Source organism: Nocardia amikacinitolerans NBRC 108937, from assembly GCF_001612615.1.
Taxonomy (GTDB): domain Bacteria; phylum Actinomycetota; class Actinomycetes; order Mycobacteriales; family Mycobacteriaceae; genus Nocardia; species Nocardia amikacinitolerans.
In genome coordinates this window covers 51013-68954 of sequence record NZ_BDAU01000006.1, presented here as the reverse complement: position 1 = coordinate 68954, position 17942 = coordinate 51013, and the positions used below count along the sequence as shown (strand labels likewise).

General features: G+C 69.9%; 15 protein-coding genes. 2 read left to right on the top strand and 13 right to left on the bottom strand.

What is annotated here, in order from left to right:
• Positions 1–54: 54 nt before the first annotated feature.
• Complete coding sequence (locus NAM01S_RS05765) at positions 55–1665, bottom strand: MFS transporter (RefSeq protein WP_157107603.1); 1611 nt, start codon at positions 1663–1665, stop codon at positions 55–57.
• Positions 1666–1772: 107 nt separating this feature from the next.
• Here NAM01S_RS05765 and NAM01S_RS05760 point away from each other — a divergent pair, with 107 nt between their 5' ends.
• Positions 1773–2564 (top strand): META domain-containing protein, encoded by a 792-nt coding sequence (locus NAM01S_RS05760; RefSeq protein WP_067780762.1) that lies wholly within the window; start codon positions 1773–1775, stop codon positions 2562–2564.
• A gap of 122 nt (positions 2565–2686) precedes the next feature.
• Here the strand turns inward: NAM01S_RS05760 and tpiA are convergent, their stop codons facing one another.
• The 8 genes from tpiA to NAM01S_RS05720 all read right to left on the bottom strand — a co-directional run bounded on the left by tpiA (position 2687) and on the right by NAM01S_RS05720 (position 12784).
• Positions 2687–3472 (bottom strand): triose-phosphate isomerase, encoded by a 786-nt coding sequence (gene tpiA, locus NAM01S_RS05755; RefSeq protein WP_067780419.1) that lies wholly within the window; start codon positions 3470–3472, stop codon positions 2687–2689.
• 3 nt (positions 3473–3475) lie between these two features.
• Entirely contained in the window at positions 3476–4690 is a 1215-nt protein-coding gene (locus NAM01S_RS05750) for a phosphoglycerate kinase (RefSeq protein ID WP_067780415.1), read from the bottom strand.
• A 5-nt stretch (positions 4691–4695) separates the two neighbouring features.
• Positions 4696–5715 carry a type I glyceraldehyde-3-phosphate dehydrogenase gene (gap, locus tag NAM01S_RS05745; RefSeq protein WP_067780412.1) on the bottom strand — a complete coding sequence of 340 codons (1020 nt, stop codon included), beginning with the start codon at positions 5713–5715 and terminating at the stop codon, positions 4696–4698.
• An 850-nt stretch (positions 5716–6565) separates the two neighbouring features.
• The gene (gene whiA, locus NAM01S_RS05740; protein ID WP_067780409.1) at positions 6566–7549 is read right to left on the bottom strand and encodes a DNA-binding protein WhiA; all 984 of its coding nucleotides are present in this window, start codon (positions 7547–7549) and stop codon (positions 6566–6568) included.
• Positions 7540–8586: a gluconeogenesis factor YvcK family protein gene (locus NAM01S_RS05735; protein WP_067780407.1), complete on the bottom strand. Its 1047-nt coding sequence runs from the start codon at positions 8584–8586 to the stop codon at positions 7540–7542. Before NAM01S_RS05735 ends, whiA begins: the two co-directional genes overlap by 10 nt.
• On the bottom strand, positions 8583–9524 hold the full coding sequence (gene rapZ / locus NAM01S_RS05730) for an RNase adapter RapZ (RefSeq protein WP_245909977.1): 942 nt from the start codon (positions 9522–9524) through the stop codon (positions 8583–8585). The genes NAM01S_RS05735 and rapZ overlap by 4 nt, the downstream gene beginning before the upstream one ends.
• Before the next feature lie 166 nt (positions 9525–9690).
• Complete coding sequence (gene uvrC, locus NAM01S_RS05725; protein ID WP_067780403.1) at positions 9691–11892, bottom strand: excinuclease ABC subunit UvrC; 2202 nt, start codon at positions 11890–11892, stop codon at positions 9691–9693.
• Positions 11893–12088: 196 nt separating this feature from the next.
• Positions 12089–12784 (bottom strand): HAD family hydrolase, encoded by a 696-nt coding sequence (locus tag NAM01S_RS05720; RefSeq protein ID WP_067780401.1) that lies wholly within the window; start codon positions 12782–12784, stop codon positions 12089–12091.
• A 272-nt stretch (positions 12785–13056) separates the two neighbouring features.
• Here NAM01S_RS05720 and NAM01S_RS05715 point away from each other — a divergent pair, with 272 nt between their 5' ends.
• Positions 13057–15009, top strand: a complete 1953-nt coding sequence (locus NAM01S_RS05715; protein WP_067780398.1) for a gamma-glutamyltransferase family protein — start codon at positions 13057–13059, stop codon at positions 15007–15009.
• An 85-nt stretch (positions 15010–15094) separates the two neighbouring features.
• Here NAM01S_RS05715 and NAM01S_RS33755 read toward each other — a convergent pair whose 3' ends face one another.
• The 4 genes from NAM01S_RS33755 to NAM01S_RS05700 all read right to left on the bottom strand — a co-directional run bounded on the left by NAM01S_RS33755 (position 15095) and on the right by NAM01S_RS05700 (position 17860).
• A complete protein-coding gene (locus NAM01S_RS33755) occupies positions 15095–15313 on the bottom strand; it encodes a GNAT family N-acetyltransferase (protein WP_255284290.1) in 219 nt (72 codons plus the stop codon).
• A gap of 193 nt (positions 15314–15506) precedes the next feature.
• Entirely contained in the window at positions 15507–16025 is a 519-nt protein-coding gene (locus tag NAM01S_RS05710; RefSeq protein ID WP_084482520.1) for a PH domain-containing protein, read from the bottom strand.
• Positions 16026–16027: 2 nt separating this feature from the next.
• Positions 16028–16507, bottom strand: a complete 480-nt coding sequence (gene ribH, locus NAM01S_RS05705; RefSeq protein ID WP_067780394.1) for a 6,7-dimethyl-8-ribityllumazine synthase — start codon at positions 16505–16507, stop codon at positions 16028–16030.
• Positions 16508–16615: 108 nt separating this feature from the next.
• Positions 16616–17860, bottom strand: a complete 1245-nt coding sequence (locus NAM01S_RS05700) for a bifunctional 3,4-dihydroxy-2-butanone-4-phosphate synthase/GTP cyclohydrolase II (RefSeq protein WP_067780391.1) — start codon at positions 17858–17860, stop codon at positions 16616–16618.
• Between the last annotated feature and the right edge of the window lie 82 nt (positions 17861–17942).

The following is a 17942-nucleotide window of genomic DNA, read 5'->3' as shown; positions in this document are numbered from 1 at the left end:
GACCAGTCTATGGGGTGCCATGATCACCCGCCTAATGGGCCTCGGCGGCGAGGGCTATCGACGGTCCATCGCGACGAGATGAGTGATCTGGTCCTCGCCCGCGGAGAACTCCGCCACCGCGTGCTCGCGGATCTGGTCCTGCGCGGTGAGCCGCACCTGATGCTGCTGCATGTGCTCGGCCCAGGAGCGCACCACGAAGGCCTCGACGTACCGATCGACCACGCCGACGTCGCGATACAGCCGCCATTCCATCGCGCCCGTGCGCTGGCGCGACCGGCCGACGAACGCTATGGCCGCGAGGAACTCCTCGACCCGGTCCTCCGGCACGTCGTAGCCGCGCAGCACCAGCACCGGGCCGTCGTCCGGCTCGGGCTCGACCACCAGCTCGGGTTCCGGCCAGAACGCCGAGGGCGTGAGGTCGAGTTCCTCGGCGTTGTGCCGGATCGGCAGCCACACGCTGCTCACCGCGCTGGCCGCCAGCAGCGCCGCGGCGATCAGCAGTGCGGTCACCGGCGCGAGCGCACCGGCGACCAACCCCCAGAGCAGTGAACCGATCGCCTGCCCGCCCATGAAGACCAGCATGTAGACCGAGAGCCCGCGGGCGCGCACCCAGGCGGGCAGCAGCAGCTGCATGGTGGAGTTCATCGTCGACATGGCCAGCAGCCAGGCCAGACCAGCGCCGACGAGCAGCACCAGCACCACCGCCACGTTGTGCAGCAGGGCCGCGCCCGCCGAGGCGATCCCGAACAGCACGGCGGCCGCGGTCAGCCGCTGCGTGGGTGTCAGCAGCGCGCGGATCCGCGACAGGCCGAACGCGCCGAGCACGGCCCCGACGCCGAGCGCGCCGAGCATCAAGCCGTAGCCCGAGGAGGACAGGCCGAGCGAGTCCCGCGCGATCACCGGAAGCAGCGCCCACAGCGCGCTGGCGGGGGCGATGAACAGGATCGACCGCAGCAGCACCCGGCGGATCGCGGGCGCGGCGCGGATGAACCTCGTACCCGCCTGGAGCGCCGCCAGCGGCCGCTCGGTGGGCAGCTGCCGGTCGGTGACCGGCCTGCGCCACACGGTCAACACGGCGACGATCCCGGCGAAGGACGCCGCGTTGAGCGCGAACACCAGCGTCGGCCCGGACAGCGAGACCAGCACGCCAGCGACCGCGGGTCCCACCGCGCGGCCGATGTTGATGTTCATGCTGCCCAGCGCCGCGACGGACGGAATCTGTTCGCGCGGAACCAGTTCCGGCTGGATCGCCTGCCACGCCGGCGCGGTGAGCGCCTGTCCGCAGCCGAGCAGGAACAGCAGCGTGAGCAGGACCGCGGGCGTAGTGTGGCCCGTCGCGGTCGAGATCGCCAGCAACGTGGCAAGCAGCGCCATCGCGGACTGGGCGCCCAGCAGCAGGCGGCGGCGATCGACCAGGTCGGCGAGCACGCCGGAGGGTATGGACAGCAACATGACCGGCAGCGTGATCGCGGTCTGCACGAACGACACCAGCGTCGCCGCGTTCGGCTCGTCGACCAGAATCCACTGCGCGCCGACCGTCTGCATCCACGTGCCGAGATTCGACACCAACTGCGCGATCCACAACGCCCGATAGATCGGCGACCGCAGCGGCGCCCAGGTGGAGAGCGGGGTCGTCGCGTCGGCGGTGGTCACTCCGCAGAGCATATCGCCGCGTGAAAACCCGCATCTTCGTACGTAGCAGCGGTGCCGCACTCGACTGGCCGGGGCTGGATCCCCGGTTCGCGGGCCGGGGGCTCGGTAGCATCGCGCCCATGGCCTCTCTTACGCGACTCGTCCCAGTGCTGCTGCTCGCGTTCGGTGTCGCCGCGTGCGGGGGCGCGGAGGACGGTGAGCCGACCGAACCGGAGGCGACGCCGATGGGCCGGACCTTTCTGTCGACCGAGGTGGAGGGCGCGCCGATTCCGGGTGGCGGGCCGCTCAGCTTGCGGTTCGCCGAGGGCAACATCACCGCGTACGCGGGGTGCAACACCATTTCGGGGGCGGTGACGCTGGACGAGCACGTGCTGCGGGTCGACGAGCTGGCGAGCACGCTCATCGGTTGTCCCGGCGACCTCGCGAAAGCGGACCAGTGGGTGGACACGCTGCTGACCTCCGCGCCGACCTGGCAGCTCGACGGCGACACCCTGACGTTGAAGAACAACGAGCAGACGGTCACGCTGCTGGACAAGAAGGTCGCGCAGCCGGACAAACCGTTGCGCGGCACCACGTGGGTGGTGAACGGGCTGATCACGCCGGACGCGCAGATCCAGTCCCAAGCCATCGTCGACGCGAAGCCGACGCTGGTGATCGCCGAGGACGGCGCGGTCTCCGGTTCGGCCGGCTGCAACCGGCTGACCGGCACGGCGACCGTCGAACCGAGCCAGGACGCCGAGAAGGTCACCTTTCAGGTGGCCACCACCAAAATGATGTGCCCGCCGGAGGTGATGGAGGTCGAGGCCGCGGTGCTGCGCGTGCTCGACGGACAGACCACCGCCACCATCGACGCCGACGTGCTCACCCTGCGCAACGCGAACGGCCACGGCCTGACGCTGACGGCCCAGTAGCCGGTTCCTGGCGAGTACCACCCGCCCGCCGAAACGCCGTCGGCCCGGCATCGCCTCCGCGATACCGGGCCGACTTCGAGCGTTGTGCCCTATGCCGGGAACGGCTCGGCGCCGTCCACAGCTCAGGGCAGCGGACCGCCCGCGGCGATCGCCGAGAGCGTGGCGAACTCGTCGCCCTTCAGCGACGCGCCGCCGACCAGCGCACCGTCGATGTCGGGCTGAGCGACCAGCTCGCCGACATTCTTGGCGTTGACCGACCCGCCGTAGAGCACCCGCACCTCCATGGCGACCTCGGGCGAGGCCAGCTCGCCGAGCTCGGCGCGGATGGCGCCGCATACCTCCTGCGCGTCGGCAGGAGTGGCGACCTTGCCGGTGCCGATGGCCCAGACCGGCTCGTAGGCGATGACGACCTTCGAGATATCCTCGGCCGTCAGGCCTTTCAGCGAACCGCGCAACTGCTCGAGGTTGTACTCGACGTGCGTGCCCGCCTCCCGGACGTTCAGGCCCTCGCCGATGCAGACGATCGGCGTGATGCCGTGCTTGAGCGCCTGCTTGGCCTTGGCGAGCACGGTGGCGTCGTCCTCGTTGTGGTACTGCCGCCGCTCCGAGTGCCCGACCACCGCGAAGGTGCAGCCGAGCTTGGCCAGCATGCCGCCGCTGATCTCACCGGTGTAGGCGCCCGAGTCGTACACGGAGACGTCCTGCGCGCCGTAGGTGATCAGCAGCTTGTCGCCCTCGACGAGGGTCTGCACGCTGCGGATGTCGGTGAACGGCGGGATGACCGCCACGTCGACCTTGGCGAAGTACTTCTCCGGCAGCGCGAAGGCGATCTTCTGCACCAGGGCGATGGCCTCGAGGTGGTTGAGGTTCATCTTCCAGTTGCCCGCGATAAGCGGTTTCCGTGCCATGGATCAGTCCTCCAACACGCTGATGCCGGGGAGTTCCTTGCCCTCCAGGTACTCCAGCGACGCGCCGCCGCCGGTGGAGATATGCGAGAAACCGTCCTCGGGCAGGCCGAGCGCGCGCACGGCCGCGGCCGAGTCGCCGCCGCCGACCACGGTGAACGCACCCTTGCCGGTCGCGGTGACGATGGCCTCGGCGACCCCGCGGGTGCCCGCGGCGAAGTTCGCGAACTCGAACACGCCCATCGGGCCGTTCCAGAACACCGTCTTCGCCTCGGTGAGCAGCGCCGCGAAACGATCGACCGACTCCGGGCCCACGTCCAGCCCCATCCAGCCTTCGGGGATCTCGTTGGCGGGCACGATCTTGGAGTCGGCGTCGGCGGCGAACTTGTCCGCCACCACGATGTCGCGCGGCAGGTGGATGACGTCGCCGAAGCGCTCGAGCAGGCCCTTGCAGGTGTCGATCATCTCTTCCTGCAGCAGCGAGGAGCCCACCGAAAGGCCCTGTGCGGCAAGGAAGGTGAAGCACATGCCGCCGCCGATCACCAGGGTGTCGACCTTCGGGGCGAGCGCCTCGATGACCGCCAGCTTGTCGGAGACCTTCGAGCCGCCGAGCACGACCGCGTACGGCCGCTCCGGGTTCTCTGTCAGCTTGGCCAGCACGTCGACCTCGGCAGCGACCAGCGTGCCCGCGTAGTGCGGGAGCAGCTTGGCCACGTCGTAGACCGAGGCCTGCTTGCGGTGCACGACGCCGAAGCCGTCGGAGACGAACGCGCCGTCGTCGCCGACCAGTTCGACGAGCGCCGCGGCGAGCTTGCCGCGCTCGGCGTCGTCCTTGCTGGTCTCGCGGGGATCGAAGCGCACGTTCTCCAGCAGCAGCACGTCGCCGTCGGTGAGGCCCTCCGAGCGCGAGAGCGCGTCGTAGCCCACCACGTCACCGGCCAGCTGGACATTGCGGCCGAGCAGCTCGGCCAGCTTCGCGGCGACCGGAGCCAGCGAGAACTTCGGGTCCGGCTCGCCCTTCGGGCGGCCGAGGTGCGCCGTGACGACGACCTTGGCGCCGGCCTGGACCAGCGCCTCGATGGTCGGCACCGACGCGATGATGCGGCCGGGGTCGGTGATCTCGCCGTTGTCGTCGAGGGGAACGTTCAGGTCGGAGCGCACCAGCACGCCCCGGCCCTCGACGCCTTCGTTCAGGAGATCCTGGAGTGTCTTGACTGCCATGCCGATCAGAGGGACTTGCCGACGAGGCCGATGAGGTCGGCGAGGCGGTTGGAGTAGCCCCACTCGTTGTCGTACCACGACACGACCTTCACCTGATCGTCGATGACCTTGGTCAGCGGCGCGTCGTAGATCGACGAGTGCGGGTCGGTGACGATGTCGCTGGACACGATCGGGTCCGTGTTGTACTTCAGGATGCCTTTCAGCGGGCCCTCGGCGGCGGCCTTGTACGCGGCGTTGATCTCGTCGATCGTGGCCGACTTGCGCAGGGTCGCGGTCAGGTCGGTGACCGAGCCGGTCGGGACCGGAACACGCAGCGCGTAGCCGTCCAGCTTGCCCTGCAGCTCGGGCAGCACCAGGCCGATGGCCTTGGCGGCGCCGGTGCCGGTGGGCACGATGTTCAGCGCGGCGGCGCGGGCGCGACGCAGGTCGCTGTGCGGGCCGTCCTGCAGGTTCTGGTCCTGGGTGTAGGCGTGGATCGTGGTCATCAGGCCACGCTCGATGCCGAACTCGTCGTTGAGGACCTTGGCCAGCGGGCCGAGGCAGTTGGTGGTGCAGGACGCGTTGGAGATGATGTTCTGGCTGCCGTCGTACTGGCTGTCGTTGACACCCATGACCACGGTCAGGTCCTCACCCTTGGCCGGGGCGGAGATGATGACCTTCTTGGCGCCCGCCGCCAGGTGGCCCTTGGCCTTGGTGGCGTCGGTGAAGATGCCGGTGGACTCGACGACGACGTCGACGCCCAGGTCGCCCCAGGGCAGCGCCGCCGGGCCTTCCTTGATGGCCAGCGCCTTGATCCGCTGGTCGCCGACCACGATGGTGTCCTCGCCGTCCAGCGAGACATCCTGCGGCAGACGGCCGAGGATCGAGTCGTACTTCAGCAGCGTGGCCAGGGTCGCGTTGTCGGTGAGGTCGTTGACCGCGACGATCTCGATATCGGTGGTGCCGAGCGCCTTCTGCGCCTCCACCGCCCGGAAGAAGTTACGTCCGATACGACCGAAGCCGTTGATGCCTACCCGGACTGTCACGTTATCGCTCCTCAGCTTTCAAGCGGATTCATTCCGATGCCTTACTCACACTAGTGCCCTACCGTCACCTCTCCGACACGCACCTGGCGCGGTGAGGACCGCCCGAGGGCCGTGACCGGTCACGATCCGGCGACCGGCCGCCCAGGTGGGCGCCACGTCGACGACGGCGCGACCGGCCGTTCGCGTCGCCCGCCCGGGGCCTGGGACGGCGACAATCCCCCTCGACAGAACTCCGCGTGTCGCGGAAGCACAGCGCCCCAATGCTTTTCGCCGCCGCACCGCCCGACGAACGCACCGATGGCGCCACTGCCGTTTCGGCGCGGTCGGCGCGCCGACGAGGGCGCCAGGAAAATCGCCGGCGCATCCCGCGTGGCGCGGCAGGATGAACGGCTTCGTCGACCTCGCGCCCCTCCTCGCCGAGCCGGACGGTGACCGCGCCGCCGCGTACGCCGAGGCCGCGCTCGGGCCGCAGCGCACGGCGGCCGCCGCGTACGCCGAGGCCGCGCTCGCGCCGCACCGCACGGCCGAACCCGCCTGGTTCCTCCGCACCGTCGGCGTCAACCCCGGGGCGCGGCCTCGGTGCCGCGGTGATCCGGCCGGCCTGGCTGCCGCCGAGCGCGCGGGCCTGTCCGCCTTCTTGGAGACCTGCGAGGACGCAACGTCGGCTGCTACGAGCGGCTCGGCCTCCGCCTCACCGCAACCGTGGACCGGCCGGACAGCGGCCCCTCCGCTTGGGCAATGCCATGTGACCTCCGCACCGGCGAGAAACCCCACGAACGCTGGGCCCACACACGCGACACGCCCCGGGTGCCGGAATCGGCTCTCGGGGCGTGCGGTGATTCGAGTGCCCTCAGGCCTCGTCGAGAAGCTCTGCGGTGACCGCGGATTCGGTGTCGGGCACGCCCAGTTCCTTGGCGCGCCGGTCCGCCATCGACAGCAGGCGCCGAATCCGGCCCGCGACAGCGTCTTTCGTCATCGGCGGTTCGGCGAGCTGGCCGAGTTCCTCCAGCGACGCCTGGCGATGCTGCACGCGCAGCTTGCCCGCCGCGGCCAAGTGATCGGGCACCTCCTCGCCGAGGATCTCCAGCGCGCGCTCCACCCGGGCGGCCGCTGCGACGGCGGCCCGCGCCGAGCGGCGCAGGTTGGCGTCGTCGAAGTTGGCAAGCCGGTTGGCGGTGGCGCGCACCTCGCGCCGCATCCGGCGCTCCTCCCAGGTGAGCCGGGTGTCCTGCGCGCCCATCCTGGTCAGCAACGCGCCGATGGCCTCGCCATCGCGCACCACGACGCGATCGGTGCCGCGTACCTCGCGCGCCTTGGCCGTGATGCCGAGCCTGCGGGCCGCGCCGACCAGCGCGAGCGCCGCCTCCGGGCCGGGGCAGCTGACCTCGAGCGCGGACGAACGACCGGGCTCGGTGAGCGAGCCGTGCGCGAGAAACGCTCCGCGCCAAGCGGCTTCGGCGTCGGCGATGCTGCCGCCGACCACCTGGGCCGGCAGTCCGCGCACCGGGCGGCCGCGCACGTCGAGCAGGCCGGTCTGCCTGGCCAGCGCCTCGCCCTCCTTGGACACCCGCACGACGTAACGGGAGGTCTTGCGCAGACCGCCCGCGCCGAGCACGTGCACGTCGGAGCCGTAGCCGTACAGCTCGAAGATCTCCCGGCGTAGCCGTCGGGCGATGGATCCCATGTCCACCTCCGCCTCGACGATCACCCGGCCCCCGACGATGTGCAGGCCACCCGCGAAACGCAACAGGGCGGAGAGTTCCGCCTTGCGGGAACTCACCTGGGACACCGTGAGCCTGCTCAGCTCGTCTTTCACTTCGGCTGTCATCGCCACGAGACGCGCTCCTTTCCACCCAACCCGGACCGCACATCCGCGCCCATGTGCCGTCCCTCGACTCGAAGCCCTGCCATTTGCGGCCGAGGTTGCCGGATCAGCTGATCCAGGGCGGCGGCAAGCTTTCCGGGGTGATGCCGGTCAGTTCCCGCTTCGGCGACATCGGAGAAGGTTACTCGCGCCCGCAACTGTTCGGCAGCCCTGGCCACATGTTCGCGTTCCCGTCCCTCCGGCACCGAGCCGGAATCGACCAAGACCTCGTCGACAACGAATTCCGGTGCGTGCTGGGACAATACATGCAGATGGCGCTCGGCGGAGAAACCGGCTGTCTCCCCCGGTTCGGCGGCCAGGTTGAGCACGAGCACCTTTCGCGCCCTTGTGTAGACCAGCGCGTCGCGCAGTTCCGGGACGAGGACGTGCGGAATCACGCTGGTGAACCACGAGCCAGGCCCGAGCACCACCACGTCGGCGTGTTCGATGGCCGAGGTCGCCTCCGGGCTGGCGGGCGGATCGGACGGGATCAGCCGCACGCGCCGCACCTTGCCCGGCGTGGTGGCGACCGCGACCTGGCCGCGGATGCAGCGGCTGACCCGCGGGTCCGCTTCCAGACCCGAGACGTCGGCCTCGATGTCGAGCGCGATCGGCGACATCGGGAGCACCCGGCCGCTGGCGCGCAACATCTTGGCCACCTCGTCCAGCGCCGCGACGGGATCGCCGAGCACCTCGGTCAGCCCCGCGAGAATGAGGTTGCCGACGGAATGACCCGCGAGCGCGCCGGTGCCGCCGAAACGATGCTGAACGGTCTGCGTCCACACGCCTTCGGGATCCGCGGCGAGGGCGGCCAACGCCATGCGCAGATCCCCCGGCGGCAACACTCCGAGCTCGGCGCGCAGCCTGCCCGAGGATCCGCCGTCGTCGGCGACGGTCACCACCGCGCAGATCTTCCTGGTCAGCCGCCGCACCGCCGTCAGCGTCGCGTACAGCCCGTGCCCACCACCCAGTGCGACGATGGCGGGATTCGATTCCCACCCGGTCATTCGCGCCCCAGATCCCGGTGCACGACCCGCACGACGTCGGCGGAGCCGTCGGACTCCGGCCCGATGAGTTCGCCCAGCGCCTCGGCGATCGCCACGCTGCGGTGCTTGCCCCCCGTGCAGCCCACTGCCACCGTCATGTATCGCTTCCCCTCTTGGCGGTAACCGTTCGTCGTCAGGTCGACGAGGTGGCGGCAGGTGTGCAGGTAGTCGGTCGCCCCGGGGCGCGACAGCACGTACTCGCTGACCACCGTCTCCTGTCCCGTGTGTTCCCGCAGTTCCGGTATCCAATGTGGATTGGGTAGAAAACGCACATCCAACACCATGTCGGCGTCCAACGGAACCCCGTACTTGAAGCCGAAGGACTGCACGGTCAGCTGCAGCGCGGCGGGCGCGCCGCCGCCGTACGCCTCCTCCAGCTTGCGGTGCAGCTGATGGATGGACAACTCGGTGGTGTCGATCACCAGGTCGGCGGCGGTCTTCACGGCCGAGAGACGCACCCGCTCGGCGGCGATGCCCGCGGACAGCGTGCCGTCGGCGCTCTCGCTCTGCAGCGGGTGGCGGCGGCGGGCGAAGCCGAAGCGGCGGATCAGCACGTCGTCGGAGGCCTCGAGAAAGAGCACCCTGGTCCGCACGCCGAGCGCGCGCAGCTGTTCGGTGACCACCGAGAGATCGCCGGTGAAGAATCTGCTACGGACGTCCATGACCAGCGCCAAGCGCCGGATCGGCGGCTCGGCGGACGCGCCGAGTTCGACGAGTCTGCCGATCAGTTCGGGCGGCAGGTTGTCGGCGACGTACCAGCCGAGATCCTCCAGCACCCGCGCTGCGGTGCCGCGGCCCGCGCCGGACAAGCCGGTCACGATGACGACCTCGACCTGCTGGCACAGCTGGTTGCCCGCGCGCTGGCCGCCCGCACTGTTGTTCGATTCGACGCGTGTCATGTCCTACCGGAATCCGTGTCTAGGTGCCTCTCGATCATCCCGCACCGGATTCGGTATCGGGCACGCGCGCTCACCCTCCGTGGTGCACGAGGACGGTTCACGAACATGTGGAAACGTTACCGAGGATATATGCAGGTCGGACCGGAGCCGGAGATTTCGAGATCACTCACTCGTCCCGCAGCGCGGCGAGCACGGCTTTCGCGGTGGCCACGCCGATGCCGGGTACCTCGGTGATCTGCTCCACCGTCGCCTCCTTCAACTTGGCCACCGAACCGAAATGAGTGACAAGCGCGGTCCGGCGCGCCGCGCCGAGCCCGCGCACCGAATCCAGCGCCGAGGCCGTCATCCGCCGCGAGCGTTTGCTGCGGTGGAAAGTGATGGCGAAACGGTGCGCCTCGTCGCGGACCCGCTGCAGCAGGAACAGCGCCTCGCTGTTGCGCGGCATGATCACCGGATCGGGTTCGCCGGGCACCCACACCTCCTCCAGGCGTTTGGCGAGGCCGATCACCGCGACATCGGTGATGCCGAGCTCGTCGAGCACTTCGGCGGCGGCGGCGACCTGCGGCGCGCCGCCGTCGACGACGTACAGGTTCGGCGGGTAGGCGAACTTGCGCGGGCGTCCGGTGCGGGGGTCGATGCCCGGCCGCGAGGTCAGCTCGATCTCGTCGGCGTCGTCGGCCAGCATCGTGGTCGCGCTTCCGACGTCGACCGGTAGCGTCGAGGCCGCGTCCGCCCGCGCCACCGAAGTCGCGGCTCCGGCCGAGAGTGCTGATCCCTCGGGCCCGAGCGGCGCGGCGGTCCCGTCGGCGACCCCCGCTGGCTCGCCGATGAGGGGCGCCCCGGGCTCGGCGTCGACCAGCGGGGCGGATGCCCCACCGTCGAGTTCCTCGCGCTCGGCTTCGTCGCGCTCCTTGCGCAGCCGATAGAACCGCCGCCGCGTCACCTCCGCGATGCTGCCGACGTCGTCGGAGCGCCCGCCGCCCGCCGCCTCCTTGATCGCGTAGTGCCGGTATTCGGATTTGCGCGGCAGACCGTCCTCGAAGACGACCAGCGAGGCCACCACGTCGGTGCCCTGCACGTGGCTGATGTCCACGCACTCGATGCGCAGCGGCGCGGTGTCCAGATCGAGTGCGTCCTGGATGTCCTGCAGGGCCGCCGAGCGAGAGGTCAGGTCGCCCGCGCGCTTGAGTTTGTGCTGGGCGAGGGCCTCCATCGCGTTGCGCTGCACGGTCTCGGCGAGCGCCTTCTTGTCGCCGCGCTGCGGTACGCGCAGCTGCACCGCCGAACCGCGCAGCTTGCTCAGCCACTCCTGGATCTGCTCGTGGTCGGCGGGCAGCTCGGGGACGAGCACCTCGCGCGGGACGACGGCGGCGGGCTGCTCGTCGGGACTCTGGTCGGCGTAGGCGACCTGTTCGCCGTAGAACTGGGTGAGGAACTGTTCGACCAACGCGGCCAGCTCGCCGCCGGAATCCGCGGTGTCGACGGCGTCGCCGGACTTGTCGACCACCCAGCCGCGCTGACCGCGCACCCGGCCGTCGCGGACGTGGAAGATCTGCACCGCCACCTCCAATTCGTCGGTGGCGAAGGCGATCACGTCGGCGTCGGTGCCGGTGCCGAGCACCACCGCCTGCTTCTCCAGCGCCCTGCGCAGCGCCTGCACGTCGTCGCGCAGCCGGGCCGCGGTCTCGAAATCCAGATCCTCGGCGGCCTCGTGCATGCGCCGCTCCAGCTCGCGCACCATCCGGTCGGTGCGCCCGGCGAGGAAGTCGCAGAAGTCCTCCACGATGCGGCGGTGCTCGTCGGCGGTCACCCTGCCGACGCACGGCGCGGAGCACTTGTCGATGTAGCCGAGCAGGCACGGGCGACCGATCTGGTTGTGCCGCTTGAAGACTCCGCTCGAGCAGGTGCGCGCGGGAAACACCCGCAGCAGCAGGTCCAGCGTCTCGCGGATGGCCCATGCGTGCGCGTACGGGCCGAAGTACCGCACGCCCTTCTTGCGCGCGCCGCGGTAGACGAACAGGCGCGGGTATTCCTCGTTCAAGGTCACCGCGAGCACCGGGTAGGACTTGTCGTCCCGGTAGCGCACGTTGAACCGCGGATCGAATTCCTTGATCCAGTTGTATTCCAGCTGCAGCGCCTCCACCTCGGTGGAGACGACCGTCCACTCCACGCTCGCGGCGGTGGTGACCATCTGCTTGGTGCGCGGGTGCAGCGAGGCGACGTCGGCGAAGTAGGAGTTCAGCCGACTGCGCAGGCTCTTGGCCTTGCCGACGTAGATGACCCGCTTGTGCGCGTCCCGGAATTTGTAGACGCCGGGTTCGACGGGGATCGTACCGGGGGCGGGGCGGTACCTCGATGGATCTGCCACTCGAACAGCCTATCGACACTGTCGGACACAGTCCGTCCGCAGCCGCGCCGGGCCGAGCGCAGGCGAGGCAGCCGCCTATCGAGGAGAGCCGACGGGTTGGTGTCCGTCCACGGCATGCGCCGGGCCGGGCGGCGGCGACGCAGGTGCGTACCGAGGGGGCCGGGCTTTCAGTCGGTCCTGCGGCGAGGAGAGACACTCACCTCGGGACGGCCAGTCCGTGCGCCCTCAAGGCGTCGACGAGCGCGTCGGGCCGATCCGCGGTGGGCAGCGGGTCCACGAGCGCGAAGCGGGAGCCCAGCGCGGTCGCGCCGCCGTCGGCGTGTGCGCTGTCGCCGACCATCAAGGCGCGCGCCGGGTCGACGCCGAGCTCGTTCAACGCGGCAAGGAAGATCCCCGGCTCGGGTTTGATCACGCCAACCTCGAACGACAGCGCGACCGCGCCGACGAGTCGGTCCCAGCCCCTGGTGCGGAACGCAGGGCGCACGTCGAACGCGATATTGCTCACCACGCCCACCGGAACACCCTGTGCCGCAAGGAACTCCAGGACCGGTCCGGTGTCGGGGTACGGCGTCCAGGCGAGCGGATCGATCAATCTGCCGTAGAGCCGTTCGGCCTGCTCCTCGGTCGGCACGCCGGAGGAACGCAGCACCTCCAGGTACGCGTGCCGGTGCAGCGCCGGGTCCAAATCCCTGTTGTCCCAAGCGTGCTGGCCCGCGGCGTCGAAGGTCATGAACTGTTCGACCGGCGCCGTCATGCGCCGCAGGATCTCGGCCTTGGCCTCGACGTCGAAATCGGCGCCGTCGGCGCCGACCAGCTCGTCGCCCCACGACTCGTCCTCCTCCAATCGAAAGATCGTCCCGGAGAAGTCGAACAGCACGGCCTCGATATCCACCCGACCAGCGTACCGACGCCGAGGCGAACGGTCCGGTCGAGCGCGGGCGGGCCGCGCGTTGTAGATTTGCCGAGCGCCGACCACGACGGCACCGGATCCGTTGGCGGGCATGGTGATCTACCACTACTGCTTCGCCTACGACTGGCGGGCCGTCTTCTGCTACGACGTGGCCGACTGGTCGGAGCCGGTCGAGGTGGACTGATCGCCAAGCCAACTGACGGCCTCGCCCGAAAGCCGCACCGCTGTCGGTCCCGAGGGCTACAGTCCAGGCCATGACGCGCGCGCGACACATCTGGAGCGGAGCCGCCGCGGCCACGATGCTCACGGTCGGACTTCTCACCGGATGTACCACCACCGAGGAGACGACCACCGCCGAATGCACCAGCGCCCCCAACGGCACGCCGGTCGTCGCGGCGCCGCCGACCACGGCGGGCACGGCGACCACCCAGAACCTCAGCACCAACCCCGAGATCGCGTCCGGCTATCGCAGCGGGATGACCGCGGTGCGCACCGGCTCGTACGCGGTCTCCACCGCGAATCCCCTTGCCACAGAAGCGGCTTGCCGGGTACTGCGCGACGGCGGCACCGCGGCCGACGCGCTGGTCACCGCGCAGCTGGTGCTCGGCCTTGTGGAGCCGCAGGCCTCCGGCATCGGCGGCGGCGCGTTCCTGCTGTACTACGACGGCGCCAGCAAGGCGGTCGAGGCCTACGACGGCAGGGAGGTCGCGCCCGCCGCGGCCACCGAGAACTATCTGCGCTGGATCAGCGACACCGACCGCACCGAGCCGCAACCGAACGCGCGCGCCAGCGGCCGCTCGATCGGCGTGCCCGGCGTGCTGCGGATGCTGGAGCTCGCACACCGTGAGCACGGAAAGACCGGCTGGCGTGAGCTGTTCGATCCGGCGGTGGCGATGGCCGACGAGGGTTTCACGATCAGTCCGCGGCTCGCGGGCCAGATCGCGGAATCGGCGCGCGATCTGGCCAGGGACGAGGCCGCGAAACAGTACTTCCTGAATCCCGACGGTTCGCCGAAGCCTGCGGGCACCAAATTGACCAACCCGGCGATGTCGAAGACCTTGAGCGCCATCGCCTCCGAGGGCGCGGACGCCTTCTACACCGGCGCCATCGCCGAGGACATCGTCGAGGCCGCCACCGCGGGGTCCGGCGGGCGCACCCCGAGCCTGCTCACCGCCCAGGACCTGGCGAATTACCAACCGAAGAAGCGCACCGCGCTGTGCGGCGGCTATCGCGCGCACGAGATCTGCGGTATGCCCGCGCCCTCCTCGGGCGGCAGCACGGTCGCCGCGACGCTGGGCATCCTGGAGAATTTCGACCTGGCCGCGCTGAAGCCGGAGTCCGTCGATCGCAACGGCGGCAAGCCGAGAGCCGAAGCGGTGCACCTGATCTCGGAGGCCGAGCGGCTGGCCTACGCCGACCGAAACAAGTACGTGGCCGACACGGATTTCGTTCCGCTGCCCGGTAATTCGGCGCAGACCCTGATCGACAAGAACTACCTGAAGCAGCGCGCGTCGCTGATCGATCCCGGTCGCAGCATGGGCACCGCGAAACCGGGTGACTTCGGCCCGGTTCCGGTGGGCGTTGGTCCGCAGCCGCCCGAGCACGGCACCAGTCACATCTCGGTGGTGGACGAGTACGGCAATGCCGCGGCCATGACCACCACGGTCGAGTCGGCGTTCGGTTCCTTCCATCTCGTCGACGGCTTCGTGCTGAACAACCAGCTCACCGACTTCGCCTCGGACCCGATGGACCCGGACGGCACGCCGGTGGCGAATCGGGTGCAGCCCGGTAAGCGCCCGCGGAGTTCGATGGCGCCCACCCTAGTGTTCGATCGCGGGGCGGACGGCGCGCGCGGCGAACTCACCCACGTCACGGGTTCGCCGGGCGGTTCGGTGATCATCCAGTTCGTGGTGAAGACGCTGGTCGGCATGCTGGACTGGGGTCTCGATCCGCAGCAGGCGACCTCGGCGGTCTCGTTCGGCGCTGGCAATACCCCCACGACCGGCGTCGGCGGCGAGCACCCGGCCATCGACGCGAGCGACAACGGCGATCACGACCCGCTCGTGCTACGTCTCCGCGAACTCGGCCACCAGGTATCGGTCGCGCCCCAGTCCAGCGGGTTGAGCGCGCTACGGCGCGACGGAACCGGTCTGATCGGTGGTGCGGACCCGCGGCGCGAGGGTGCGGTCCTCGGCGATACCCGCTGACCTGGATCTGGGACGCGCGGGTCCGGTTCGCCGACCGCGGCGGTGCCGTACGCGGCGTGCTCGAGCGGCGGATTCGGCAGCTCGCTCAGCGCGACAGCCACATCGGATACAGCACCGGACCGCCCGGCAAGATCAGGTCTTCGTCACGCGCGAAACCGAAACGCTCATAGAACGCCACGTTCGAGAATCGGGTCGCGACCAGAAACACGCGCTCCGCGTCGGACCCGAGCCGCTGCTGGAGCAAGCCGGTGGCGTATCCCTTCCCCTGCGCCTCGGGCCGGGTGCCGATGGCGGCTAGGTAGATCGACCAAGCCGCGCCGGTGCCGGGACGCGATGCGGGAATCTCAGAAGCGCGGCAAGGCTTTTCGGCGGCGCACCGGATCCGGCCAGAACAAGCTCATGAGGGGATCGTCGGCGAAAGCGGCGGCGAGGACGTGCGAACCCGGCGTCATGCCGCGAGACTACCGCCCACTGCGGGGGCGGACGGGTCGCGAAAGTCAGTCTCGCTCGGACTCTTCCGCACCCGTGTACTTCGCGCCGAGCTCGCGCAGCCGATCCATCGCCCGCGCGGCGTGCGCCTTGTCGTTGGAGCGGATCGCGAGCAGCGGCACGTAGTCGTCGTCGACCAATTCCAGTCGCGCCCAGGACTTCTTGTCCAGGAAGACCACGCCGCGAATGTGTTCCCAGCCGAACAGCTGGTCGCCGAGGATGTTGCGTACCGAGACGCCACGTGGCCCGACCCGCACCCGCGGCCGGGTCAGCATCAGTACCCCGCCCGCGATGAGCACGCCGATGGTGACCATCGCGATCTGGTCGGCGAGCCGGAAGTTCACGCCGGTCGAGCCGCTCTGCAACCAGATGCCGCCCACCGCGAACATCGCGACGATCACGGCGGCGACGATCCGCGCGGTCAGCACCGCGCGGCGCGGACGCACCTCGAAGTCCCAGTCGCCCTCGGCCGCGGCGCCGGCCGACGGCGCGCCGTCGTTTCTCCTCCAGATGCGGACGACCGGCATGACTACGCGGACTGCCGCAGCGCGCGCAGGGTGAGGGCGGCGTCCAGCGCCGCCGCGCAGGCCTGCTCGCCCTTGTCCTCGGCCGAACCGGGCAGCCCGGCGCGATCCAGCGCCTGCTCCTCGGTGTTGGTGGTCAGCACGCCGTTGGCGACCGGGGTCGCGGCATCGAGCGAGACTCGGGTAAGGCCAGCGGTCACCGCGTCACAGACGTACTCGAAATGCGGTGTGCCGCCGCGGATCACGACGCCGAGCGCGACGACCGCGTCATGCGTGCGGGCCAGTTCCTGGGCGACCACCGGCAGCTCCATGGCGCCCGCGCAGCGCACCACCGTCACGTCACGGACACCGGCCTGCTTCGCCACCCGCTCGGCGTTCGCCACCAGCGTGTCGCAGATCTTGGTGTGCCAGCGGGAGGCGACGATGCCGAGCTTGAGGTCCTTGGCATCCGACAGCTCGAAGCTGGGTACGCCGGTGCCGCTCATCGTGTTCCGCCTTTCCGGAGGTCGTTGTCGGTCATGCCTGCGCCTCGCTGACGCTCAGCTCCGCCATGCCCGAAGCGGGCTGGCACATGGTTCGCTCACTTCGTTCGCTCATTGCGCCGTCTCGCCGAGATCGAGTTCGTCGAGACCGATCAGGTCGTGGCCCATGCGGTCGCGCTTGGTGCGCAGGTAGCGCAGGTTCTCGGCGTTGGCGCGCAACGGCATCGGGACGCGCTCGGTGATGCGCAGGCCGTAGCCGTCAAGGCCGACGCGCTTGGCCGGGTTGTTGGTGAGCAGTCGCATGGAGCGGATGCCCAGGTCGACCAGGATCTGCGCGCCGGTGCCGTAGTCGCGCGCGTCGGCCGGCAGGCCGAGTTCCAGGTTCGCGTCGACGGTGTCGTGTCCGGAGTCCTGCAGCTGGTAGGCCTGCAACTTGTGCATCAGGCCGATGCCACGGCCCTCGTGGCCGCGCATGTACAGCACGACGCCGCGACCCTCCTTGTCCACCATCTCCAGCGCGGCGTCCAGCTGCGGGCCGCAGTCGCAGCGCAGCGAACCGAACACGTCGCCGGTCAGGCATTCCGAGTGCACCCGCACCAGCACGTCCTCGCCGTCGCTGATGTCGCCGCGCACCAGCGCGACGTGCTCGACCTCGTCGTAGATGCTCTGGTAGCCGACGGCCGTGAAATTGCCGTGCGCGGTGGGGATGCGCGCCTCGGCGACCCGCACGACCTGCTTCTCGTGCTTGCGCCGCCAGGCGATCATGTCCGCGATGGAGATCAGCGCCAGCTCGTGTTCGTCGGCGAAGACGCGCAACTCCTCGGTGCGGGCCATGTGGCCCTCGTCCTTCTGGCTGACGATCTCGCAGATGACGCCTGCGGGACGCAAGCCCGCCATGCGGGCGAGGTCGACGGCCGCCTCGGTGTGGCCGGGGCGGCGCAGCACGCCGCCTTCCTTGGCGCGCAACGGCACCACGTGGCCGGGCCTGGTCAGGTCGTCGGCTTTGGCGTCGGCGTCGGCGAGCAGGCGCATGGTGGTGGCGCGGTCGGCGGCCGAGATGCCGGTGGTGATGCCCTCGCGGGCGTCGACGGACACGGTGTAGGCGGTGCCGTGCTTGTCCTGGTTCGTCGCGTACATCGGCGGCAGGCCGAGACGGTCGCAGTCGTCACCGGTCAGCGGCACACAGATGTAACCGGAGGTGTAGCGGATCATGAAGGCGACCAACTCGGGGGTGGCCTTTTCCGCGGCGAAGATGAGGTCGCCCTCGTTCTCGCGGTCCTCGTCGTCGACGACGACTACGGCCTTACCGGCCGCGATGTCGGCGACTGCGCGCTCGATGGTGTCGAACCTGGTCACGTCTGCTGTGCTCCATCTCGAATTAGGTGCCTCACTACAGTAAGGCCTGTCCCGTGCGCCACCGGCGGCGCACCCGCACGCG